Genomic DNA, 22,326 nt, shown 5'->3' with positions numbered 1-22,326 from the left:
CGGTCGCGGCCCTAAAGGAGGCCGAGGTTGTGCTTGAGCTCGTAGGGCGTGACCACCTGGCGGTAGGCGGTCCAGTCGTCCTGCTTGTTCAGCAGGAACTGGTTGAAGACCTGCTCGCCCAGCACCTCGGCCATGAACTCCGACTCCTCGGTCTGGCGGATCGCGTCGTGGAGCGAGGACGGCAGGGGGCTGTGGCCCAGGCTGCGGCGCTCGGCCGCGGACATCGAGGCGACGTCCTCGGCCTCGGACAGGGGCAGCTCGTACTCGTTCTCGATGCCCTTCAGGCCCGCCGCGAGGATCACGGCGTACCCGAGGTAGGGGTTCACCGCCGAGTCGATGCCGCGGTACTCGATCCGCGCCGACTGCATCTTGGAGGGCTTGTACAGCGGCACGCGGACCAGCGCGGAGCGGTTGTTGTGGCCCCAGGAGAGGTAGCTCGGAGCCTCGCCGCCGCCCCAGAGCCGCTTGTAGGAGTTCACGAACTGGTTGGTGACCGAGGTGAACTCGGGGGCGTGGCGCAGGACGCCGGCGATGAAGTGCCGCGCGGTGCGCGAGAGCTGGTACTCGGCGCCGGCCTCGAAGAACGCGTTGGAGTCGCCCTCGAACAGGGAGAAGTGGGTGTGCATGCCCGAGCCCGGGTACTGGGTGAAGGGCTTGGGCATGAAGGTCGCGTAGATGCCCTGCGAGTAGGCGACCTCCTTGATGACCGAGCGGAAGGTCATGATGTTGTCGGCCGTCTGGAGGGCGTCGGCGTGGCGCAGGTCGATCTCGTTCTGGCCGGGGCCGTCCTCGTGGTGGCTGAACTCCACCGAGATGCCGACCTCCTCGAGCATCGTCACCGCGCGCCGGCGGAAGTCCTGGACGACGCCGCCGTAGACGTGGTCGAAGTAGCCGTCGCGGTCCACGGGCTCGGGCTCGCCGTCGGCGTTGAGCTCGGGCGACTTCAGCAGGTAGAACTCGACCTCGGGGGCGGTATAGCAGGTGAAGCCCATGTCCGCGGCCTTGGCCAGGACGCGCTTGAGCACGCCCCGGGAGTCGGCGGAGGAGGGCTCGCCGTCGGGGGTCAGGATGTCGCAGAACATGCGCGAGGTGGGCTCCACCTCGCCGCGCCACGGCAGGATCTGGAAGGTCGAGGGGTCCGGCTGCAGCAGCATGTCCGACTCGTGGACCCGGGAGAGCCCCTCGATCGAGGAGCCGTCGAAGCCGAGGCCCTCCTCGAACGCGCTCTCGACCTCGGCCGGGGCGAGCGCCACCGACTTCAGCGTGCCGACGACGTCGGTGAACCACATCCGGACGAACCTGACGTCCCGCTCCTCGATGGTGCGGAGCACGTACTCCTGCTGGCGATCCATGGCTCTCCTCGTCAGTTCATCCGTTCCCGGCCGTACGCCCACCACTCTATCCGCTCGCGCGGCCGCTCCCGGCGGCACCCGCGGGCGCGACGCGCGGGATGGGTCGTAAACTGGAGCCCATGGCCTCATATCTGCACGACACCCCGGAGAACGCCGCGTCCGACGGCGACTGGCTCGACCGCGTGAGCCGGATCCGCACCGCCCACCTGCAGCGCTGCAAGGACCGTGGGCACCGGTTCTCGATGCTCACCAGCTACGACGCGATGACCGCCCGCATCTTCGACGAGGCGGGCATCGAGGTCCTGCTCATCGGCGACTCGGCCGGCAACACCGTCTTCGGCTACCCCTCGACCGTGCCCGTCACGCTCGAGGAGCTGATCCCCCTGACCCGCGCCGTCGCGGGTTCGGCGCGCCGGGCCATGGTCGTCACCGACCTGCCCTTCGGCACCTACGAGGAGTCGCCCGCGCAGGCGGTCCGCAGCGCGGTGCGGCTCATGAAGGAGGGCGGGGCGCACGCGGTCAAGATGGAGGGCGGCGCGTACTACGCCGAGCACGTGCGCGCGATGACGCAGGCCGGCGTCGCCGTGATGGCCCACATCGGCTACACCCCGCAGAGCGAGAACACCCTCGGCGGGCACCGCGTCCAGGGGCGGGACGACGCCGCCCAGCGGCTCCTCGACGACGCCCTCGCCCTCGAGGAGGCCGGCGCCTTCTCGGTCCTGATCGAGATGACCGCCGAGCCGGCCGTGCGGGCCGCCGAGGAGGCGCTGCGCGTGCCCACCGTGGGCATCGGCGCGGGCGGCTCGACCACCGGCCAGGTCCTGGTGTGGCAGGACATGCTCGGCCTGGGCGAGGGGCGGACGCCCCGGTTCGTCAAGAAGTACGCGGACCTGCGCGGCGTCGTCTCGCAGGCGGCCGGCGCGTACAGAAAAGACGTGCTCGACGGGGCGTTCCCCGCCGCCGAGCACGTCTTCGACCAGTAGCCCGCCGGGCGCCCGCCCGCGGACGACGCCGTCCGGGCTAGTGGTGCTGCCCGTGGTGGTGGCCGGGCGCGTGCCCAGCCGCCCAGCGGGCGTTGTTGTCCTCCCACTCCTCGTTGCGCTGGGCCGCGCGCTCCAGGGCGTGCTGGGCCTCCTCGCGGCTGGAGTAGGGGCCAATGAGCTGCCGATAGTCCGACTGGGCTCCCTGCTCGACGGACTTGCTGTACGTGTTGTACCAGAACTGCTGCTCCGGGGGCAGATGACTGGCGTCCTTGTAGCTCATGACTACGCTCCTCGGTCGGCGACGACTTCACTTACAGTTGATGATATGCCTGAAACCAACACAGAATCGACAACCCACAACGCGCCGGCGGATCCCGGACGCGCCCCGCTCGGGACCCTCGTCCCGGGCCGGACGAGCCCGGTGCGCAGGGTCCCCGAGGGCATCGAGCGGCCCGAGTACGTGGGCCGGACCACCGCCGACGAGGGCCACGGCTCCAACCTCTACTCCCCCGAGGAGGTCGAGCTGATCCGCGAGTCCGGGCGGATCGCGGCCGGGGCCATCGTGGCCGCCGAGGAGCACTGCGTGCCGGGCGTCACGACCGACCGGATCGACGCCGTCGTGCACGAGTACATCTGCGACCACGGCGCCTATCCCTCGACCCTGGGGTACCGGAACTTCTGGAAGTCCGTGTGCACCTCGCTCAACGAGGTCGTCTGCCACGGCATCCCCGACTCCACCGTCCTGGAGGACGGGGACATCATCAACCTGGACGTGACCGCGTTCAAGAACGGGATGCACGGGGACACCAACCGGACGCTGCTGGTGGGCGAGGTGGACGAGGAGTCGCGCCAGCTGGTCGAGCGCACCGAGGAGTCGCTGCGCCGCGCGATCAAGGCGGTGCGCCCGGGCCGGGAGATCAACGTCATCGGCCGGGTCATCGAGAAGTACGCCTCCCGCTTCGGGTACGGTGTTGTGAGAGATTTCACGGGGCACGGCGTGGGTCGCGAGTTCCACTCCGGCCTGATCGTCCCCCACTACGACGCCGCGCCGCAGTACAGCACGGTGATGGAGGAGGGCATGGTCTTCACGATCGAGCCGATGCTGAACCTCGGCGCGATCGCGTGGGACCTGTGGGAGGACGACTGGACCGTGGTCACGCGGGACCGCCGCCGCTCCGCGCAGTTCGAGCACACCCTCGTGGTGACGGCCGACGGCGCGGACGTCCTGACCCTCCCCTAGCGTCCCCTCACCCCTTCCACGTTGAGCACCGAGGAGCAGCAATGAGCCAGAACGCCTTCATCCGCCCCGAGATGGCCGTCGCCACGGACCTTGACCGCGCGGGGGAGCTGCCCCCGCCTTCCGCGCATCACCTGGCCATCGGCGTCGACTTCGGCGGCACCGGCATCAAGGGCGGCATCGTGGACCTGCGGACCGGCCAGCTCGTGGGCGAGCGGTACCGCATCGACACGCCCCAGCCGGCCACCCCGGAGGCCGTGATCCCGGTGATCGCGCAGATCGTCGACACCCTGCAGCAGCGCGAGCCGGCGCCGGAGCCGGAGGCGGCCGTGGGCCTGGGCTTCCCCGCCATCATCAAGGACGGCAGGAGCTGGTCCGCGACCAACATCGACGACGCGTGGATCGGCGCCGACCTCGCCGGTCCCATCCAGCAGGCCCTGGGCCGCCCGGTGCACGTGGTCAACGACGCCGACGCCGTCGGCCTCGCGGAGGCGATCTACGGCGAGGGCCGCCACCAGAACGGCCTGGTCATGACCATCACGCTCGGCACCGGGATCGGGTCCGCCATCGTCCACAACGGCGTCCTGGTGCCGAACCTGGAGCTGGGGGCGATGGAGCTCGACGGGACCGACGCCGAGGCGCGCGCCTCGGTCCGGGCGCGCGAGCGCGAGGGCCTGTCCTGGGAGGAGTACGGGGTCCGGCTGCAGCGCTTCTTCAGCAAGGTGCAGCGCCTGTTCACCCCCGACCTCTTCGTGGTGGGCGGCGGCGTCTCCCGCAAGCCGGAGAAGTTCATGCCCTACCTGGACTTGAAGACCCCGATCGTCCCGGCGGCCCTGCAGAACAATGCGGGCATCGTCGGGGCGGTGCTGTTCGCCGCGGGGCAGCCCGGCGAGCGGGAGCGCCGCGACCGGGCGGCCGACGCCTAGCCGGGTGCGAGGGCCCGGGCGCATCGGACAGCCGGTGGGCCCGGGCCCTCGTCGTTGGCGGGCGAGCCGTGGCCCGCCGTCGGGTCCTCGGGCCCCGCGGAACCCACGGCGCGCGAAGACGCCGACACTTGGCGGCTTCCCCTCCGCAAGTATCGGCGTCCACATCCATCTAACCACATGCCCGGGTCCAGTCCAAGGGTGTTCACCCCCGGATCCGGGGCCGTCGCCGCGTCACAGCAGGCGCGGCTGGTCCGGCTCCTCGGCGTGCTCGGCGGGGCGCTTCCGCCGCGGCGTCGTCTGCCGTGCGGCGCCCCGGGAGGACCGGGCGCGGCGGGGCTTCTGCGACTCCCCCGCCTCCTCCTCGGCCGCGTCCTCCGCAACCGGTTCGGCGGCCTCCGCGCCCCCGCCCCCGGCCCGGCCGCGCAGGTCCGCGATCGCCCGCTCGAAGTCCTCGAGGCCCTCGAAGGCCTGGTACACGCTCGCGAAGCGGAGGTAGGCGATCTCGTCCAGGCGCTGCAGCGGCGCGAGGATGGCCAGCCCGACGTCGTTCGCGTCGATCTCGGCCAGGCCCCGGGCGCGGATGCTCTCCTCGACCTCCTGGGCCAGCAGGGCGAGGTCGTCCTCGCTGACCGGCCGGCCCTGGCAGGCCTTGCGGACGCCCGAGACGATCTTGGAGCGAATGAACGGCTCCGTGGCGCCCGAGCGCTTGATGACGTTGACGGTGGTCGTCTCGAGCGTCGAGAACCGGCGGCCGCACGCCGCGCACTGGCGGCGCCGGCGGATGGCCGAGCCGTCGTCGGCGACCCGGGAGTCGACCACGCGGGAGTCCGAGTGGCGGCAGTAGGGGCAGTGCATCAGGAACGCTCCTTCGGGCCGGAGCCCCCGCGCACGGTGATCGCCGCGCCGTGGGCGGGCAGGTCCTCGGCGTGCGCGAGCGCGACGACGGCGTCGCCCACCTCGGCCAGCGCCTCGGCCGTGTAGTCGACGATCTGCACGGCCTTGAGGAAGGTCGCGGTCGAGAGCCCGCCGGTGTAGGCCGCGGAGCCGCCCGTGGGCAGCACGTGGTTGGACCCGGCGGCGTAGTCGCCCAGCGGCACGGGGCTGTAGGGGCCCAGGAAGATCGCGCCGGCGTTGCGGATGCGCGCGGCGACCCCCGCGGCGTCGTGCGTGTGGATCTCGAGGTGCTCGGCGGCGTAGGCGTCGGCCACGCGGATGCTCTCGGCGAGGTCGTCGGTGAGGATGATCCCCGACTGCTCGCCGGACAGCGCGGTGGCCACGCGCTCCCGGTGGGGCGTGGCCGCCGCCTGCTCCGCGACGGCCGCCGCGACGGCGTCGGCCGTCTCCTGCGAGTGGGTGATCAGCAGCGAGCCGGCGTGGGGGTCGTGCTCGGCCTGCGAGATCAGGTCCGCCGCGACGAAGTCGGGGCGCGCCGAGTCGTCGGCGACCACCGCGATCTCGGTGGTGCCGGCCTCGCCGTCCACGCCGACCCGCGCGCGCAGCTGCCGCTTGGCCATCGCGACGTAGATGTTGCCCGGCCCGGTCAGGATGTCCACCGGCTCCAGGACGTCCCCGCCGTCCTCGACGCCGTAGGTCATCGCGCCCAGCGCCTGCGCCCCGCCGATGGCCCAGACCTCGTCCACGCCGAGCAGGCCGGCCGCGGCGAGCGTCGTCGAGTGCGGGAGGCCGCCGAATTCCCGCTGCGGCGGGGTGCACAGGACCACCGACTCGACGCCGGCCGCCTGCGCCGGCACCACGTTCATGACGACCGAGGAGGGGTAGACCGCGAGGCCGCCCGGGACGTAGAGGCCCGACCGGCGCATCGGGGTCCACCGGTTGCTCAGCCGCGCCCCGGGAGCGACCTCGATCGAGGAGTCCTGGGGCCGCTGGGCCTCGGCGAACGCGCGGGTGCGGGCGATCGCGGTCTCCAGGCCGCGGCGCACCTCCGGGTCCAGGCCGGCCACGGCCTCGGCGATGGCCTCGGGCGGGACGCGCAGGCGCTCCTGCTCGACGCCGTCGAAGCGCGCGGCGAGCTCGCGCAGCGCCTCGGGCCCCCGCAGCCTGACGTCCTCCAGGATGCCGGCCACCGCCTCCTCGGCGGAGTGGACGAAGTCGCCGCTCTGCCGGGGCACGACGGCGCGCAGCTGGGCGTCGCTCAGGCCGCCTCCCCTGAGGTCGATGACGCGCAGCTCGGCCGCGGGCGCTCCGGCGGTGGGGACGGTGCTGGAAGTGGATGTCATGCCACCAGCTTAACGCCCGCCGGCCGTCAGGACGCCTTCTCCAGGCACGCCGAGCCGAACAGCACCTTGAGGTCGCCGTACAGGGCGGGGTTGGGATTGACCCTCAGCCGGGGCGAGAGCCGCATCAGCACGTCCTTGGTACGGCACTGCAGGTTCATCCGCACCTCGGTGTCGCCCCGGTGGTTCTGCAGGATGCCCTCGAGATCGCGGAGGTTCTGCTCGGTCGCGCGGTGCTCCTGCAGCGAGATCACCACGGGGCCCTTCTGCCCGTCCGGGTCGATGTCCGGGACCTTCAGCTCCTGCGCGGAGACGGTGACCGTCCCGTCGTCGCGCCGCTGCAGCCGGCCCTTGATGGTGCAGATCAGGTCCTCGGCCAGCACCCCGGAGATCGGGGCGTAGACCTTGCCGAAGAACATGATCTCCATCGAGCCGCTGCGGTCCTCGAGCTCGATCCGCGCGTAGGCGTTGCCGCTGGACTTGGCGACCTTGCGCTGCACCGAGGTGATCATCCCGGCGAGCGTCACGGTGGTGCCGTCGGGCTTGCCGTCCTCGTCCAGCAGCGACTGGACCGAGGAGTCGGCGAGCTGGCCCAGGACGTCGTCGAGCCCCCGCAACGGATGGTCCGAGACGTACAGGCCCAGCATCTCGCGCTCGAAGTTGAGCTTGTCCCGGCGCTCCCACTCGGGCACGTCCGGGATCGCGACCGTCAGGTCCGTGCTGGGGTCGGCCTCCTCGACGCCCATCCCGCCGAACAGGTCGAACTGCCCCGCCGCCTCCTGGCGCTTGACCGAGACGGTCGCGTCGATCGCCTCCTCGTGGATCTGGGACAGCGCCCGACGCCGGTGGCCCAGGTCGTCGAAGGCCCCCGCCTTGATCATCGAGTCGATGGTCCGCTTGTTGCAGACGATCGCCGGGACCTTCTTGAGGAAGTCGTGGAACGAGGTGAACTTGCCCTGCTCCTGCCGGGCGCCGACCATCGCGTCCACCACGTTGGCCCCCACGTTGCGCACCGCGCCCATGCCGAAGCGGATGTCCTGGCCCACCGGGGTGAAGTTCAGCGCGGACTCGTTGACGTCCGGTGGGAAGACCGTGATCCCCATCCGCCGGCACTCGTTGAGGTAGAGCGCGAGCTTGTCCTTGTCGTCGCCCACCGAGGTGAGCAGCGCGGCCATGTACTCCTGCGGGTAGTGCGCCTTGAGGTGGGCCGTCCAGTACGCCACGAGCCCGTAGGCGGCCGAATGCGCCTTGTTGAACGCGTAGTCCGAGAAGGGCAGGAGGATGGCCCAGAGGGTCTTGATCGCGTCCTCGGAGTAGCCGTTGTCGATCATGCCCTGGTGGAAGCCGGCGTACTGCTTGTCCAGCTCGGCCTTCTTCTTCTTGCCCATCGCGCGGCGGAGGATGTCCGCCTGGCCGAGCGAGTACCCGGCCACCTTCTGCGCGATCGCCATGACCTGCTCCTGGTAGACGATCAGGCCGTAGGTCGTGTCCAGGATCTCCGCGAGCGGCTTCTCCAGCTCCGGGTGGATCGGGGTGATCTCCTGCGCCCCGGTCTTGCGCAGCGCGTAGTTGGTGTGCGAGTTCGCGCCCATCGGGCCGGGCCGGTACAGCGCGATGACCGCGGAGATGTCCTCGAAGTTGTCGGGGCGCATGAGCTTCAGCAGCTGCCGCATGGGCCCGCCGTCGAGCTGGAACACCCCGAGCGTGTCGCCCCGGGCCAGCAGCTCGTAGGCCGCGCGGTCCTCGAGCCCCAGCGTCTCCAGGTCCAGGGTCTCGTCCCGATTGGCCTCGATGTTGGCCAGCGCGTCGGAGATGATGGTCAGGTTGCGCAGGCCCAGGAAGTCCATCTTGATCAGGCCCAGGCCCTCGCAGGTCGGGTAGTCGAACTGCGTGATGACCTGGTTGTCCTGCTCGCGCCGCATGATGGGGATGACGTCGATCAGGTTCCGGCTGGACATGATGACGCCGGCCGCGTGCACGCCCCACTGGCGCTTGAGCCCCTCGAGTCCCTCGGCGGTCTCGAAGACCTTGCGGGCGTCCTCGTCCCCGGCCAGCAGCTCGCGCAGCTCCTCGGCCTCGCCGTAGCGCTTGGCGTCCTTGTCGTAGACGTCGGTCAGGTTGATGCCCTTGCCCATGACGTCCGGCGGCATCGCCTTGGTCAGGCGCTCGCCCATCGAGAAGGGGTAGCCCTGCACGCGCGAGGAGTCCTTCAGCGCCTGCTTGGCCTTGATCGTCCCGTAGGTGACGATCATCGCCACCTTGTCCTCGCCGTACTTCTCCGTCACGTAGTGGATGACCTCGGAGCGGCGGCGGTCGTCGAAGTCGACGTCGAAGTCGGGCATGGACACGCGGTCCGGGTTGAGGAAGCGCTCGAAGATCAGGCCGTGCTCGAGCGGGTTCAGGTCGGTGATGCGCATCGCGTAGGCGACCATGGAGCCCGCGCCGGAGCCGCGGCCCGGTCCCACGCGGATCCCCTGGCTCTTGGCCCAGTTGATGAAGTCGGCGACCACGAGGAAGTAGCCGGGGAAGCCCATCTGGATGATGATCCCGGTCTCGTACTCGGCCTGGCGGCGGACGTCGTCGGGGATGCCCTGGGGGAAGCGGTAGTGGAGGCCCTTCTCGACCTCCTTGACGAACCAGGACTCCTCGTTCTCCCCCTCCGGGCAGGGGAAGTTGGGCATGTAGTTGGCGCTGGTGTCGAACTCGACCTCGCACCGCTCGGCGATCGCCAGGGTGTTGTCGCAGGCGTCGGGGAAGTCGCGGAAGATCTCGCGCATCTCGGCCGGGGACTTCAGGTAGAACTCGTCGGCGTCGAACTTGAACCGCTTGGGGTCCTGGATCGTGGAGCCGGACTGGACGCACAGCAGCGCGGAGTGGGCCTTGGCGTCCTCGGCCCGGGTGTAGTGGAGGTCATTGGTCGCGACCAGCGGCAGCTGCAGGTCCTTGGCCAGGCGCAGCAGGTCGCTCGTGACGTTCTTCTCGATCGCGAGCCCGTGGTCCATCAGCTCGCAGTAGTAGTTCTCCTTGCCGAAGATGTCGCGCAGCTCGGCGGCGGCCTGGCGGGCCTCGTTGTACTGGCCCAGGCGCAGGCGGGTCTGGACCTCGCCGGAGGGGCAGCCCGTCGTCGCGATCAGGCCGTTGGAGTAGGTCTCGAGCAGCTCGCGGTCCATGCGCGGCTTATAGAAGTGGCCCTCCAGGGACGCCAGCGACGACGCCCGGAACAGGTTGTGCATGCCCTGGGTGGTCTCCGCGAGCAGGGTCATGTGCGTGTACGCACCGCCGCCCGAGACGTCCCCGCGCCCGCCCTCGGCGTACTTCACGCGGGTGCGGTCCTGCCGGGCGGTGCCGGGGGTCACGTAGGCCTCGACGCCGATGATCGGCTTGATGCCGGCGTTGCGGGCCTTGTTCCAGAAGTCGAAGGCGCCGAAGAGGTAGCCGTGGTCGGTGGTCGCGACCGAGTCCATGCCGAGCTCGTGGGCGTGCTCGAAGAGGTCGTCCAGGCGGGCCGCGCCGTCGAGCATCGAGTACTCGGTGTGGACGTGCAGGTGTGCGAAGCCTTGGGAGGATGCCGTGGAAGTCACCCGACCATTCTAGGCCATCGGCGCCGGACCGGCCGAGGCCGGCGGGACCGGGCCGGAGCCTCAGCCGAGGGCGTCCCCTGAGCGCATGGACTCGAGGGCGAAGCGCAGGTCGGCGGGGTACTCGCTGACGAACTCGACGTCCGAGCCCGTGCCGGGATGCTGGAATCCGAGCCGCCGCGCGTGCAGCCACTGGCGGGTGAGGCCCAGCCGCGCGGACAGCCGCGGGTCGGCGCCGTAGGTGAGGTCGCCGCAGCACGGGTGGTGCAGCGCCGAGAAGTGGACGCGGATCTGGTGGGTGCGCCCGGTCTCGAGGTGCACCTCGGCCAGGGCCGCGGGGCCGAACGCCTCGAGGACCTCGTAGTGGGTCACCGAGTCCCGGCCGTCCTCGACCACGGCGAAGCGCCACTCGTGGCCGGGGTGGCGGCCGATCGGGGCGTCGATGGTGCCCCGGAGCGGGTCCGGGATGCCCTGGACCATCGTGTGGTAGACCTTCTCGACCGTCCGCTCCTTGAACGCGCGCTTGAGCGCCGAGTACGAGGACTCCCGCTTGGCCACGACCATGAGCCCGGAGGTCCCGACGTCGAGCCGGTGGACGACGCCGCGGCGCTCGGCCGCGCCCGAGGTGCTGATCGCCACGCCCGCGGCCGCCAGCGCCCCGACGACGGTGGGCCCGTGCCAGCCCGGGCTCGGGTGCGCGGCGACGCCGGCGGGCTTGTCCACGACCACGATGTCCGCGTCCTCGTGCAGGATGGAGAACCCGTCCACCGTCTCCGCGATCACGCGCACGGAGGCACCGGGCGGGGGCACCGAGACCGTCACGCGGGCGCCCTCCGGCAGGCGCAGGGACTTAGCCGGGCGCACCGGCCTGCCGGCCTGCTCGACGCCCACCCGCCCCTCGCCGCACCACGCGGCGGCCGCGGAGCGCGAGGCCCCGGTGCGCTCGGCGATCGCGGCGTCGAGCCGGACGCCCTCCTCCTCGGGGCCCACGGTCCAGGCCTCTTCCCGGTCAATCGTCTCGCTCACGCGCGGTCACCCTCTTCCTCGATGTCTCGTGCGGTTCCGGCGTGCCGGGCGCCGGCGTCCCGCGCGCCCTCGGCGCCGGGTCCGCTGGTGTTCCGCCCGTCGTCGGAGCCGGTTCCGCTGGTCTCCCGCGCCTCCTCGGAACCGGATCCGCTGGTCTCCCGCGCCTCCTCGGCGCCGCGGCGCGGCTCGCCGAGCGGTACGTCCCTCAGCGTCAGCAGCGCGATGCCCGCGATGCAGACGCAGATGAACGAGTCGGCGATGTTGAAGATGGCGAAGCGGGGCACGGAGATGAAGTCGACCACGTGCCCGACGCCGAAGCCCGGCAGCCGGAACAGCCGATCGGTCAGGTTGCCCAGGACGCCGGCCAGCAGCCCGCCCAGCGCGAGCAGCCACCAGAGGTTCCGCGCCCGCGGCAGCACCGCCACCACGACGACCGCGACCACCGCCATGACGATGGTGAAGATCCAGGTGTGCGACTCCCCATCGAGAACGCCGCCCCGGGGTTGCGGATGAACCGCCACCACAGCAGGCCATCGATAACCGTGATCGACTGGCCCTCGCGCATCCCGGTCTCGACCCACCACTTGGTCAGCTGGTCGGCGCCGTAGCCCACGGCCAGCAGCGAAAGCGCCAGCAGGCGCGCCCTGAGCAGCCGCGCTCCCGTGAGCGGGCGGCGTCGGCGGTCCCGGCGGGACGGGGTCCCGGCGCCCTCGGGGCGCTCGGCGGGCTGGGTGCTCACGGGTCTTCAGTGCTCCTGGTCTGAACGGTGACGACGCCGCGGGGCCGCGGCGACGACGCCGTCCGGGCCCGAGGCGGCCCGCCCCGGGACCCGGACGGCGTCCGGGGCTGATGCGGCCCGGGGCGTCCGGCGCCCCGGGCCGCGGGTGCCCGGGGACGCTGCGCCGCAGGCCCCGGAGGGATCCAACCCGAGGGTCAGGACACCGGCTCGAGCGACGGGCCGCTCTCGAGGTCCTCGAGGCGATCCTGGAGGTAGCTGCGCAGCCCCGAGCGGTAGGCGGCCTCGAAGCCGCGGAGGGACTCGACGTCGGACTCGAGGCCCGCCTTCGACTCCTCGAGGCTGGAGAGGACGTCGTCGCGGCGGGTCTCCGCGTCCGTGACGAGGGTGTCGGCCGCGGCCTGGCCCTCGTCGATGAGGCGCTGGCGCTCGGCCTCGCCCTGGGCCACGTACTCGTCGTGCAGGCGCTGGGCCATGGCGATCACGGCCGCGGCGGACTCGGAGGAGGAGGTCGGCGCGGCGGCCGACTCCGGCGCGTGCCGCTCCTCGGCCGGCTCCCCGAGCGGGGGCAGCTCGTCGGACTCGCGCTCGACGGGGGCCTCCCCGGCGACCGCATCCGACTCGACCTCGTCGGCCTCGACCGTCTCGCCGGTCGAGGGCATGGGGTCCGTGACGACGACGTCGTCCTCGGCGCCGATCGCCGGACTGGAGACGCCGGCCTCGCCCAGCTGCTGGCGCAGGTCGTCGTTCTCCGCGTGGAGGCGTCGCAGCTCCGCGACGACCTCGTCGAGGAAGAGGTCCACCTCTTCCTGGTCGTAGCCCTCGCGGAACTTGGTCGGCTGGAAGGTCTTGTTGATGACCTGCTCGGGAGTCAATGCCATGGATGTCACCTCAGTGTCTAGGAATGGGGCCCGGAGTCCCGGTGTGCGCCGGGAACCGGTCAGTAACCGGCCCGTCCCTCATCCTAACGCGCGCCGCCGGGACGGTCCGGGTTCTTCACGCGGGTCGACCCGGCGCGCGTCACGCCCCGGGTCGGACTCACATCGCGGCGGAGTACATCGCGCCGCCCACGATGGCCCGCAGGAGGCCGATGGCAAGGACCAGGATCAGGAATCCCATGTCCAGCCGGATCCCGCCCAGGTTCAGCGGGGGGATGATCCGCCGCAGCGCCCGCATCGGCGGGTCGGTCACCGAGTAGACGGTGGAGGCGAAGACCAGCACCAGGCCCCGCGGGCGCCAGGAGCGGGCGAAGCTCTGCACCCAGTCCAGCACCAGCCGGAACATGAGGACCAGCAGCATCAGGTACAGGACGAAGTTGACCAGGGCGAGGATGGAGACCACGGGATACCTACTCGGGTGGGCGGGGAACGGGCTATCGCTGGTTGAAGACGGGGACGTCCTCGTGCTCGTAGCCGGCGTCCGCGACCTCGTTCTCCAGGACCTCGAGGTTGGCCGGGGTGAGGAGGAAGACCTGCTCGGTGACCCGCTCGATGCTGCCGTTGAGGGCGAAGGTGAGGCCCGAGGAGAAGTCGATCAGCCGCTTGGCCTCGGAGACGTCCATGTCCGTCACGTTCATGATCACGGGGATGTTGTCCCGGAAGGACTCGCCGATCACCTTGGCGTCCTTGTAGGAGCGCGGGTGGATGGTGGTGATGCGTCGCAATTCGTTGTCGCTTTCGCTCTGTGCCTCGGCACGTTTGATGGGTGTCACGGGGGCCCGGTGCTCGGTCCGCTCGGCCGGGGGCGGGGCGTCGTCCTCCTCCGGCTCCACGACGGTCTCGAGCACGGGCGCCGGGCTCTCCTGCTGGCGGCTCGCGCGGCGGGAGGTCCGGGCCGGGGCCGGCTCGTAGGCGGGCTCCTCGTCGACCGGCAGGTCGGCGGGCTCGTAGTCCTCCTCGGCCGCGGGCTCCGGCTCGGCCCGGCGCTTCTGGGGTGCGGGCTGCTGCTCGTACCCGTCGTCGGCGAGGCCCAGGAAGACCATCGCCTGCCGCAGAGTTCCGGCCATGTTCAGACTCCTCGAAGACGTTCGTGGCGACGGGAGCCGGTGGGGTCGCCACCGGGCGCCGTCGCGTTTCGATCAATTATCGCCGGGCGGGCGCCGGTTTCCGCGGGGCAACACGCCCCTCCCAGGCAACGCTCAGGCGCCGCCGGGACCCGCGGGGCGGGGGCCCATGATGGAGCTGCCGAGCCTGACCCTCGTGGACCCCCATCCTATCGCCTCGGCCCAGTCTCCGCTCATCCCCGCCGAGATGTGGCGGGCCCGCGGGTGGTCCTCGCGCAGCCGCTGGCTGAGCTCCCAGAGGCGCTCGAAGCTCGGCCCGGGCTCGGCCCCCAGGGGCGCGACCGCCATGAGCCCGCCCAGCCGCAGCCCCTCCGCCGCCTCGACGGCGTCGGCCAGCTGCGCGAGCTCGCCCGGTGCGGCGCCCCCGCGGCCCTCGGCCCCCTCCTCGAGGTTCACCTGGAGGAGGCACTCGAGGCCGCCGTGCGCGTGCGCCGGAGGGGCCGGCGCCTCGCCCGCCTCGAAGGCCTCGATGCGGCGCCGGTACGCCTTGGCCAGCGCGTCCACGAGGGAGCGGCGGTCCACGGAGTGGATGCTGGTCGCGTAGGAGACCACCGACTTCGCCTTGTTCGTCTGCAGCTGCCCGATGTAGTGCCAGCGCAGGTCCGGGCGGCCCGACGCCGCCAGGCGGGCCGCCTTCGCGGAGGCCTCCTGGTCGCGGTTCTCCCCCGCGACGCGGACGCCGGCGTCGTACAGGGCGGCGACGTCCGAGGCGGGGAAGAACTTGGTCACCGGCAGGAGCTCGACGCCGAGGTCGGCCGGCCTGATCTGAGGGTCCACGCGAGCCGCCTCGGCGGCCACCTCGCCCTCGATCCGTCGATAGGCCTGCGTCAGCTCGCGGGCGCGGAACGGCTCGCAGCGCAGCTCATCCATGGGCGTCGGTCCTCTCGTGGTTCGGGGCGGGGCGCGGTGCCAGACGACGCCGGCGATGCGGCCGGAGCCGGGGTCCCGCCGGTGGGAGTACAGTCCGGGGTCCTCGGCCGTGCACGGTGCCGCGCCGGGCGCGACCGCGACTCCCACCGCCCGCAGCCGCGCCTCGGCGGCGGCGCGCAGGTCCAGCGAGGGGGTCCCCCACGAGGTCCGGGACGCGATGCCGGGCGAGAGGCGGCCGGCCTCCGCCGCCATCTCCTCCGGCACCTCGTAGCAGGCGCCGCACACGGCCGGCCCGATCCACGCGGTCACCTCCGCCGCGCCGAGCGCGCGCAGGGCCTCCACGGCCTCCTCGAGCACCCCGTCCAGCAGCCCCCGCCGGCCGGCGTGGGCGACGCCGTAGACCTCGGGCGAGCCGGTGGTGAGGACGACGGGCAGGCAGTCGGCGGTCAGGACGGCCAGCGGCCGGCCCGCGGCGGTCACGGCCGCGTCCGCGAGGGGCGCCGCGGCACGCTCCGCCGCCGCCCCGAGCGGGCGCCGCGGCTGCCCCTCGGCGCGGACGACCGCGACGCCGTGCACCTGCTCCAGGAACAGCGTCTCCCGCTCCGGGATCCCCAGGTGCGCCTCGAGGGAGGTGCGGTTGCGCTGGACGCCGGCCGGGTCGTCGCCGACGTGCAGGCCGAGGTTGCCGGCCCCGGTCCCCGTGAAGGCGAGGCTCACCCCCTCGGGGAGGTCGGCGCGCGCGATGACGGTCCGCGGCGGGGCCCCCTCGGGCGCCCCGGTCGATGACTCGGCCATCTCGCCTGCTCCTCTCGCGTGAGTGGAGCCCCGCCGTCGTCGCGGGGCATCTCGGTACGACGAGGGCGGGGCGGTCCTCGACCGCCCCGCCCTCGGATGCCCCGTCCCCCGGGATCGACCCCGCCCACCGCGCTGGCGGCGACCGGGTCGACCGGGGACGAGACGGGCCTCGTGGCGCCCCGGCCGGCGGCCGGGGCGCCTGTCGCCTACTTCAGGAAGTCGGGCACGTCCAGCGAGTCCTTGCGGGAGGAGCCGACCGACTCCTCCTGGGGCTCGACGGCCGGGGGCAGGTCGACGTCGAAGCCGGCGTTGGCCGGGACGTCGGAGTGGTCCTGCCACTGGCTCGCACCGGCGTAGGAACCGCCGCGCTGCGGGGCGCTCGCCGCCTGCGCCGGCTGCTTGGACCCGCCACCGAAGGACTGCTGCTGACGAGCCGCCTGCTGCGCGGCCTGGTGGCCGTTGCTGCTGTTGGTCTCCGGGTTCAGGGAGTCGAAGCCGGCCGCGATCACGGTGACCCGCGCCTCGTCGCCCAGGGCGTCGTCGATCACGGCGCCGAAGATGATGTTGGCGTCGGGGTGCGCGACCTCCTGGACCAGGCGGGCCGCCTCGTTGATCTCGAAGAGGCCGAGGTCGGAGCCGCCCTGGATGGACAGCAGCACGCCGTGAGCGCCGTCGATCGAGGCCTCGAGCAGCGGCGAGGCGATCGCGAGCTCCGCGGCCTTGACGGCCCGGTCCTCGCCCTGCGCCGAGCCGATGCCCATGAGCGCCGAGCCGGCGCCCTGCATGACCGACTTGACATCGGCGAAGTCGAGGTTGATCAGGCCCGGGGTGGTGATCAGGTCGGTGATGCCCTGGACGCCCGAGAGCAGGACCTGGTCCGCCGACTTGAACGCGTCGAGCATCGAGACGTTGCGGTCCGAGATCGAGAGCAGGCGGTCGTTGGGGATGACGATGAGGGTGTCGACCTCGTCGCGCAGCGCCTCGATGCCGGTCTCGGCCTGGTTGGAGCGGCGGCGGCCCTCGAAGGTGAAGGGACGGGTCACGACGCCGATGGTCAGCGCGCCGAGCGAGCGGGCGATGCGGGCCACGACGGGCGCGCCGCCGGTGCCGGTGCCGCCGCCCTCGCCGGCGGTCACGAAGACCATGTCGGCGCCCTTGAGGACCTCCTGGATCTCCTCCTCGTGGTCCTCGGCCGCCTGGCGGCCGACCTCGGGGTTGGCGCCGGCGCCGAGGCCCCGGGTCATCTCGCGGCCGACGTCGAGCTTGACGTCGGCATCCGACATCAGCAGCGCCTGGGCGTCGGTGTTGATGGCGATGAATTCAACGCCGCGGAGCCCGACCTCGATCATCCGGTTGACAGCGTTGACGCCGCCGCCGCCGATGCCGACGACCTTGATGACGGCCAGGTAGTTCTGGGGAGTAGTAACGTCCATGAGTTCCTCGATTAGCGCGTGGAGCCGCCGACCACATCCTTCAACTTCGACTTCAAGGTCAAAGTTCCGCGTCAGATGCTGGGGGGACGGCGTCTTTCAATACCTGATACAGACTATCAAGTCCGAAAATGCTGGGGCATCAAAAGTGGGTGTCGCACCTAAGATTTTCCTGTCAATTACGCGCCGGGTCGCATTCACCCACGTCACACCTGAACTTCAAGTCGAGATTGAACCCGGTCGGGGGTGAGGCGCCTGCGGGGGCACGCGTCGTACAGCCGAGGACATGCCTCGCCGGGCCGAGGGCACGCGTCGCTCAGCCGGCGCCCCGCGTCACGGGGTACTCGGGACTGGAGACGTCGTAGGTCAGCCCCGCGCCCTGCTGGCCCAGCGCTCGGGTCAGGCTCAGCAGCACCTCCGCCTTGAACTCGCTGTCCTCGGCGGTGCCCCACACGACGGTCGAGCCGTTGCGCATCTGCAGGCGCAGCTCGGAGTCGGAGACGGCCTCGGCCTTCTGCATCTGCTCCAGCAGCGACTGCGGCAGGGCCTGGAGCACCCGCACCAGCTCGCCGAACCCCTCGCCGCCGACCGCGTCGAGGCCGCCGTCGACCAGCGGCACGCCCGCCTCCTCCGCGGAGCCCACCGCGCCGACGGCCACGCCGTCCGCGTCCACCAGGACGTACTGGTCGCCCTCCTGCACGGTGGCGACCGGGACGCGCTCCGTCACCTCGACGACGAGCTCGTGCGGCGGATGCGCCTCGGCCCGCACGTCCCGCACCAGGATGTTCTCGCCGACCAGGTCCCGCACGGTGGCGTCGTCCACGCGCGTCAGGGGCACGCCCTCCAGGGGCTGGAGCGCCTCGCTGATCTCACCCGCGTCGAGCCGGTCGGTGCCCTCCACGGTGATCTCGCGGACGGCCAGGAGCGGGGAGTAGAAGACCACCGCGGCGAAGGCCCCCACCGCGGCCAGCGCGACGAGCACGCCGACCAGCCAGCGCAGGGGTCGCCGGACGCGCCGCTCCTCGGCGCCGCGCCGCGGGAAGTCCAGGACGTCCGCGGAGTCGTCGGAGGGGGCGGACGACGTCGACCACGGGGTTACGCGCCCGGCGGCGGGGGACGCCGCGGGCTGAGACTCCGCGGGCCCGGGCTCTGCGGGCGGGCCATCCGGCGGCGGGCCGCCCGGCGTCTCTGCCGGGGTGCGGGCGTCTCTGCTGTCTCCGGTCTCGGACACGAATACCTCGATCGTGGGAGGGGAAGGGTTCTCCCCACGACGCTACCAACCGTTCCTGGACCCCCGGGAAACCGTTCCTGGATCCTGCGGGAACTCCCCCGTCAGCCCCGCTCGGCCCACCACGCCCGCAGGCGCTCCACGGCGGCGTCGTGCCCCAGGGCGCCCTCGTCCAGGCGGAGGTTGAGCAGGTGGGAGTACGCCTCCCCCACCTCGGGGCCCGGGGGGATCCCCAGGATCTCCATGATCTCCCGGCCGTCCAGCTCGGGGCGGATGGCGTCCAGCTCCTCCTGCGCGGAGAGCTCCTCGATGCGGTGCTCCAGGTCGTCGTAGGCGAACTCGAGGCGCTGGGCCTTGCGCTTGTTGCGCGTGGTCACGTCGGAGCGGGTCAGGCGGTGCAGGCGCTCCAGCTGGTCCCCGGCGTCGCGGACGTAGCGGCGCACCGCGGAGTCGGTCCACCCCGCCTCGCCGTAGCCGTAGAAGCGCATGTGCAGCTCGACCAGCCGCGCGACGTTCCTGATCGTCTCGTTGTCAAAGCGCAGCTCCCGCATCCGCTTCTTGACCTGCTTGGCGCCGACGACGTCGTGGTGGCGGAAGCTGACCGCTCCCCCCTTCTCCACGCGGCGGGTGGCGGGCTTGCCGACGTCGTGCATCAGGGCCGCGAAGCGCAGGGTGAAGTCGGGGCCGGGGACGGGGCCCTCGGCGTCGGTCTCCAGGTCCGCGGCCTGCATGAGCACCGTGAGCGAGTGCTGGTAGACGTCCTTGTGGCGGTGGTGCTCATCGATCTCCATCTTCAGGGCGGGGATCTCGGGCAGCACCCGGTCCGCGAGCCCGGTGTCCACCATGAGGTCGACGCCGCGCCGCGGGTTCTTCCCGTTGATCAGCTTCACCAGCTCGTCCCGCACCCGCTCGGCCGAGATGATCTCGATGCGCCCGGCCATCTCCTTCATCGCCAGGACCACCTCGTGGGCGGGGTCGATGTCCAGGCGGGCGGCGAAGCGGGCCGCGCGCATCATCCGCAGCGGGTCGTCGGAGAAGGAGTCCTGGGGCAGGCCGGGGGTCTTGAGGACGCCGGAGGAGAGGTCGCTGATGCCGCCGTAGGGGTCCACCAGCTCGAGGGAGGGCAGGCGCAGCGCCATCGAGTTGATGGTGAAGTCGCGCCGGTAGAGGTCGTCCTCGAGCCGGCGGCCGAAGGCGACCGTGGGCTTGCGCGAGTCCGGATCGTAGGCCTCGGCGCGGTAGGTGGTCACCTCGATCATGGCGTCGCCCTTGCGCAGGCCGATCGTGCCGAAGTCGCGGCCGATCTCCCAGTGCGCGTCCGCCCAGCCGCGGGCCACGCGCAGCGTCTCGTCCGGCGTCGCGTTGGTGGTGAAGTCCAGGTCCAGCGCCTGCGAGCCGAGGAAGAGGTCCCGCACCGGCCCGCCCACGAGGGAGAGCTCGAAGCCGGCGGACTCGAAGAGACGGCCGAGCTCGAGGGCGGCGGGGTGGATCGCAGAGCTGTCGAAGAGGTTAACCATGATCGTCCAATCGTGCCAGAAAACGCCCCGGGGCGAGGGGCCGGGCCCGGGCTGCCGGGCGACGGCGCGCGCGGCCGACGACGCCCCGGCGGCCCGGCGAACGCGTCCGGCAGGCGAACTCTGTAAAATGGACGGTATGACTTTTCCAGTACCCAGGGCACCGAAGAAGCGGGCGTTCACTCCCGCTTCCCCTCTGCCCACGGTGGAAGAAGTCTCTGCCGGGGGCATCGTCGTCGACCTGGAGACCCCCGGGCACCCCGTGGCCATCATCGCCCGCATCAATCGCGGCGGGCGGCTCGAGTGGTGCCTGCCCAAGGGCCACCCCGAGGGCGAGGAGGGGCACGACGAGGCCGCGTGCCGGGAGATCGAGGAGGAGACCGGCATCGAGGGCCGGATGCTCGCCCCGCTGGGGTCGATCGACTACTGGTTCACGGTCTCCGGCCACCGCGTGCACAAGACGGTGCACCACTTCCTGCTCGAGGCCACCGGCGGCTACCTCACCACCGAGAAGGACCCGGACCACGAGGCCATCGACGTCGCGTGGGTCAACATCGACGACCTGGGGCGCAAGCTCTCCTTCCCCAACGAGCGCCGGATCGCGGACATCGCCCGGGAGTACATCATCCATCAGATCTAGGATGGGATGACCCGTGCCCAGCGGGTAAGACCACGGTTCATCACGGATAGGGCATATACGACATGGCAGCAACCGGTGCGCGCTCGAGCGCCATCATGGCCGCGGGGACCCTGGTCTCCCGGGTCCTGGGGTTCGTCAAGGCGCTCCTGATCGCCACCGCGATCGGCGCGCAGACCACCGGTGACATCTTCCAGCTGGCCAACCAGCTGCCCAACCTCATCTACGTGCTCGTGGCCGGCGGCGTCTTCAACGCGGTGCTGGTGCCGCAGATCATCAAGGCCGCCAAGAACCCCGACGGCGGGGCCGACTACATCTCGCGGCTCCTCTCGCTCGCCGTGATCGGCCTGGCCGTGCTCACCACCGTCGTCGTGCTCCTCGCCCGGCCGATCATCACGCTCGTCTCGACCGGGTGGACGCAGGACCAGATCGACTTCGGCGTCACCTTCGCCCTCTGGTGCTTCCCGCAGCTGTTCTTCTACGGGCTGTACACGGTCGTGGGGCAGATCCTCAACGCGCGCGGGGCCTTCGGGGCGTATATGTGGGCGCCGGCATTGAACAACGTCGTCGCCATCGCGGCGCTGCTGGTCTTCATCTGGATGTTCGGCAGCAACGCCACCGCCGACCACTCGCTCGGCAACTGGACCGGCGCGCAGACCTTCTGGCTCGCGGGGATGGCTACGGTCGGCGTCGCGGCGCAGGCGCTCATCCTGTTCATCCCCCTCAAGCGGCTCCGGCTGGGGCTGGGCGTCAAGGTGGGCTGGCGCGGGATCGGGCTCTCGACGGCGGCGCGGATCGCCAGCTGGACGCTCGCCACCGGCATCATCGCCAACCTCTCCTTCCTGTTCCTGACCAAGGTCGCCTCCTCGGCGACCGGCGCGCGCGAGGCGGTCGTGGAGGCCACGGGCCAGGCGGTGGCCGGCCCCGCGCTGCTCGAGTACTCGACCATGCTGTACCAGCTGCCCCACGGGGTGATCGGGCTGTCCATCGCGACCGTGCTGTTCAACCGCATGGCGCACTCGGCCGGGGAGCGGGACCACGGCGGGATGGTCGCCTCGCTGTCGCAGGGACTGCGGGTGGCCTCGGTGGCCACGATCTTCTGCGCCGTCGCCCTCATCGTCTACGCCGGGCCGGTGGGCATGATGTTCAGCGGCGGCGAGCAGGGGGCCGGCGCGGTCATGGGCCAGCTCGTCACCGTGATCGCGCTGGGCGGGCCGTTCCTGACCATCGCGTTCATGATGGGGCGGATGTTCTACGCCTCGGAGGACGCCCGGACGCCGCTGGTGGTGCAGGTCATCTCCGCGATCATCACCATCGCGCTCGGCGCCCTGGTCCTGGCCGTGGTCCCGCCGCAGTACACCACCTTCTACGTGGCCGGCCTATATGTGTTCATGAACATATTCTCCGCCGCGCTCTACCACCGGGCCCTGAAGCGGTGGCTCGGGGACTACGACGTCGCGCACATCGTCAAGACCCACCTCCGGGTCTCCCTCGCGGCGGTCGTCGCCGGCTTGGCCGGATACGTGCTCCTCCAGCTGACTGGGGGCTACTCGATCGATGGCTTCCCGTGGCGGAGCCCGCTCAGCGGGATGCTGTTCTCCCTCCTGGGCCTCGCCGTCATGGGGATCGTCTACCTGGGCGCCCTGAAGCTCCTGAGGGTCCGCGAGCTGGACGGCCTGATGGCCCCGATCAGAGCGCGTGTGGGACGCTAACCGGAG

General features: G+C 71.6%; 18 protein-coding genes and 1 pseudogene. 5 read left to right on the top strand and 14 right to left on the bottom strand.

Annotated elements, in window-relative coordinates; all coding sequences use genetic code 11:
* Positions 1 to 11: 11 nt before the first annotated feature.
* Positions 12 to 1,352, bottom strand: coding sequence for a glutamine synthetase family protein (locus NBM05_RS05825; protein ID WP_254165789.1), 1,341 nt, complete (start codon positions 1,350 to 1,352; stop codon positions 12 to 14).
* Between the two features lie 119 nt (positions 1,353 to 1,471).
* On the opposite strand from NBM05_RS05825, the gene panB reads away from it, so the two are divergent.
* On the top strand, positions 1,472 to 2,335 hold the full coding sequence (gene panB, locus NBM05_RS05820; RefSeq protein ID WP_254165787.1) for a 3-methyl-2-oxobutanoate hydroxymethyltransferase: 864 nt from the start codon (positions 1,472 to 1,474) through the stop codon (positions 2,333 to 2,335).
* 37 nt (positions 2,336 to 2,372) lie between these two features.
* On the opposite strand, the gene NBM05_RS05815 is transcribed toward panB, so the two are convergent.
* On the bottom strand, positions 2,373 to 2,615 hold the full coding sequence (locus tag NBM05_RS05815; protein ID WP_254165785.1) for an SPOR domain-containing protein: 243 nt from the start codon (positions 2,613 to 2,615) through the stop codon (positions 2,373 to 2,375).
* Between the two features lie 45 nt (positions 2,616 to 2,660).
* Here NBM05_RS05815 and map point away from each other — a divergent pair, with 45 nt between their 5' ends.
* Entirely contained in the window at positions 2,661 to 3,575 is a 915-nt protein-coding gene (gene map, locus NBM05_RS05810; RefSeq protein ID WP_254165784.1) for a type I methionyl aminopeptidase, read from the top strand.
* Positions 3,576 to 3,646: 71 nt separating this feature from the next.
* Entirely contained in the window at positions 3,647 to 4,498 is an 852-nt protein-coding gene (gene ppgK, locus NBM05_RS05805) for a polyphosphate--glucose phosphotransferase (protein ID WP_254165830.1), read from the top strand.
* A gap of 231 nt (positions 4,499 to 4,729) precedes the next feature.
* On the opposite strand, the gene nrdR is transcribed toward ppgK, so the two are convergent.
* From nrdR to NBM05_RS05740, 12 genes and pseudogenes are all read right to left on the bottom strand, one after another.
* Positions 4,730 to 5,353, bottom strand: a complete 624-nt coding sequence (gene nrdR, locus NBM05_RS05800; RefSeq protein WP_254165783.1) for a transcriptional regulator NrdR — start codon at positions 5,351 to 5,353, stop codon at positions 4,730 to 4,732.
* Positions 5,353 to 6,735, bottom strand: coding sequence for a histidinol dehydrogenase (hisD, locus tag NBM05_RS05795; protein ID WP_254165782.1), 1,383 nt, complete (start codon positions 6,733 to 6,735; stop codon positions 5,353 to 5,355). The genes nrdR and hisD overlap by 1 nt, the downstream gene beginning before the upstream one ends.
* Positions 6,736 to 6,761: 26 nt before the next feature.
* Complete coding sequence (dnaE, locus tag NBM05_RS05790; RefSeq protein WP_254165829.1) at positions 6,762 to 10,253, bottom strand: DNA polymerase III subunit alpha; 3,492 nt, start codon at positions 10,251 to 10,253, stop codon at positions 6,762 to 6,764.
* 120 nt (positions 10,254 to 10,373) lie between these two features.
* On the bottom strand, positions 10,374 to 11,336 hold the full coding sequence (locus NBM05_RS05785; protein ID WP_254165781.1) for an RluA family pseudouridine synthase: 963 nt from the start codon (positions 11,334 to 11,336) through the stop codon (positions 10,374 to 10,376).
* Positions 11,333 to 11,901, bottom strand: a pseudogene (locus NBM05_RS15860) (signal peptidase II). The gene NBM05_RS05785 and the pseudogene NBM05_RS15860 overlap by 4 nt, the downstream one beginning before the upstream one ends.
* Before the next feature lie 368 nt (positions 11,902 to 12,269).
* The gene (locus NBM05_RS15380) at positions 12,270 to 12,953 is read right to left on the bottom strand and encodes a DivIVA domain-containing protein (protein ID WP_302183728.1); all 684 of its coding nucleotides are present in this window, start codon (positions 12,951 to 12,953) and stop codon (positions 12,270 to 12,272) included.
* A 157-nt stretch (positions 12,954 to 13,110) separates the two neighbouring features.
* The gene (locus NBM05_RS05770; RefSeq protein ID WP_254165780.1) at positions 13,111 to 13,413 is read right to left on the bottom strand and encodes a YggT family protein; all 303 of its coding nucleotides are present in this window, start codon (positions 13,411 to 13,413) and stop codon (positions 13,111 to 13,113) included.
* Positions 13,414 to 13,444: 31 nt separating this feature from the next.
* The gene (locus NBM05_RS05765) at positions 13,445 to 14,077 is read right to left on the bottom strand and encodes a cell division protein SepF (RefSeq protein WP_254165779.1); all 633 of its coding nucleotides are present in this window, start codon (positions 14,075 to 14,077) and stop codon (positions 13,445 to 13,447) included.
* 132 nt (positions 14,078 to 14,209) lie between these two features.
* Positions 14,210 to 15,799: a YggS family pyridoxal phosphate-dependent enzyme gene (locus NBM05_RS15620; protein ID WP_309248123.1), complete on the bottom strand. Its 1,590-nt coding sequence runs from the start codon at positions 15,797 to 15,799 to the stop codon at positions 14,210 to 14,212.
* A 206-nt stretch (positions 15,800 to 16,005) separates the two neighbouring features.
* On the bottom strand, positions 16,006 to 17,232 hold the full coding sequence (ftsZ, locus tag NBM05_RS05750; RefSeq protein ID WP_254165777.1) for a cell division protein FtsZ: 1,227 nt from the start codon (positions 17,230 to 17,232) through the stop codon (positions 16,006 to 16,008).
* 313 nt (positions 17,233 to 17,545) lie between these two features.
* Positions 17,546 to 18,460 (bottom strand): cell division protein FtsQ/DivIB, encoded by a 915-nt coding sequence (locus NBM05_RS05745; protein WP_254165776.1) that lies wholly within the window; start codon positions 18,458 to 18,460, stop codon positions 17,546 to 17,548.
* 101 nt (positions 18,461 to 18,561) lie between these two features.
* Positions 18,562 to 19,974 carry a CCA tRNA nucleotidyltransferase gene (locus NBM05_RS05740; protein ID WP_254165775.1) on the bottom strand — a complete coding sequence of 471 codons (1,413 nt, stop codon included), beginning with the start codon at positions 19,972 to 19,974 and terminating at the stop codon, positions 18,562 to 18,564.
* A gap of 136 nt (positions 19,975 to 20,110) precedes the next feature.
* Here NBM05_RS05740 and NBM05_RS05735 point away from each other — a divergent pair, with 136 nt between their 5' ends.
* Positions 20,111 to 20,611 carry an NUDIX domain-containing protein gene (locus NBM05_RS05735; RefSeq protein ID WP_254165774.1) on the top strand — a complete coding sequence of 167 codons (501 nt, stop codon included), beginning with the start codon at positions 20,111 to 20,113 and terminating at the stop codon, positions 20,609 to 20,611.
* 62 nt (positions 20,612 to 20,673) lie between these two features.
* Positions 20,674 to 22,320 carry a murein biosynthesis integral membrane protein MurJ gene (gene murJ, locus NBM05_RS05730; protein WP_254165773.1) on the top strand — a complete coding sequence of 549 codons (1,647 nt, stop codon included), beginning with the start codon at positions 20,674 to 20,676 and terminating at the stop codon, positions 22,318 to 22,320.
* Positions 22,321 to 22,326 lie beyond the last annotated feature (6 nt).

The sequence above is a fragment of the Rothia santali genome (genome assembly GCF_024199905.1).
GTDB classification, from domain to species: Bacteria; Actinomycetota; Actinomycetes; order Actinomycetales; family Micrococcaceae; genus Rothia; species Rothia santali.
The sequence above is the reverse complement of the archived record's forward strand: the minus strand, read 5'-3'. Positions and strand labels throughout refer to the sequence as shown.

Excerpts from the sequence above, each read along its gene's own strand:
- panB (WP_254165787.1), top strand. The coding sequence starts at position 1,472 with ATGGCCTCATATCTGCACGACACCCCGGAGAACGCCGCGTCCGACGGC.
- NBM05_RS05735 (WP_254165774.1), top strand. The coding sequence starts at position 20,111 with ATGACTTTTCCAGTACCCAGGGCACCGAAGAAGCGGGCGTTCACTCCC.
- NBM05_RS05740 (WP_254165775.1), bottom strand. The coding sequence starts at position 19,974 with ATGGTTAACCTCTTCGACAGCTCTGCGATCCACCCCGCCGCCCTCGAG.
- NBM05_RS15620 (WP_309248123.1), bottom strand. The coding sequence starts at position 15,799 with ATGGCCGAGTCATCGACCGGGGCGCCCGAGGGGGCCCCGCCGCGGACC.
- ftsZ (WP_254165777.1), bottom strand. The coding sequence starts at position 17,232 with ATGGACGTTACTACTCCCCAGAACTACCTGGCCGTCATCAAGGTCGTC.
- nrdR (WP_254165783.1), bottom strand. The coding sequence starts at position 5,353 with ATGCACTGCCCCTACTGCCGCCACTCGGACTCCCGCGTGGTCGACTCC.
- NBM05_RS05765 (WP_254165779.1), bottom strand. The coding sequence starts at position 14,077 with ATGGCCGGAACTCTGCGGCAGGCGATGGTCTTCCTGGGCCTCGCCGAC.
- NBM05_RS15380 (WP_302183728.1), bottom strand. The coding sequence starts at position 12,953 with ATGGCATTGACTCCCGAGCAGGTCATCAACAAGACCTTCCAGCCGACC.
- dnaE (WP_254165829.1), bottom strand. The coding sequence starts at position 10,253 with ATGCTCGACGGCGCGGCCCGCCTGGACGACCTCTTCGAGCACGCCCAC.
- hisD (WP_254165782.1), bottom strand. The coding sequence starts at position 6,735 with ATGACATCCACTTCCAGCACCGTCCCCACCGCCGGAGCGCCCGCGGCC.
- murJ (WP_254165773.1), top strand. The coding sequence starts at position 20,674 with ATGGCAGCAACCGGTGCGCGCTCGAGCGCCATCATGGCCGCGGGGACC.
- ppgK (WP_254165830.1), top strand. The coding sequence starts at position 3,647 with ATGGCCGTCGCCACGGACCTTGACCGCGCGGGGGAGCTGCCCCCGCCT.
- NBM05_RS05825 (WP_254165789.1), bottom strand. The coding sequence starts at position 1,352 with ATGGATCGCCAGCAGGAGTACGTGCTCCGCACCATCGAGGAGCGGGAC.
- map (WP_254165784.1), top strand. The coding sequence starts at position 2,661 with ATGCCTGAAACCAACACAGAATCGACAACCCACAACGCGCCGGCGGAT.
- NBM05_RS05815 (WP_254165785.1), bottom strand. The coding sequence starts at position 2,615 with ATGAGCTACAAGGACGCCAGTCATCTGCCCCCGGAGCAGCAGTTCTGG.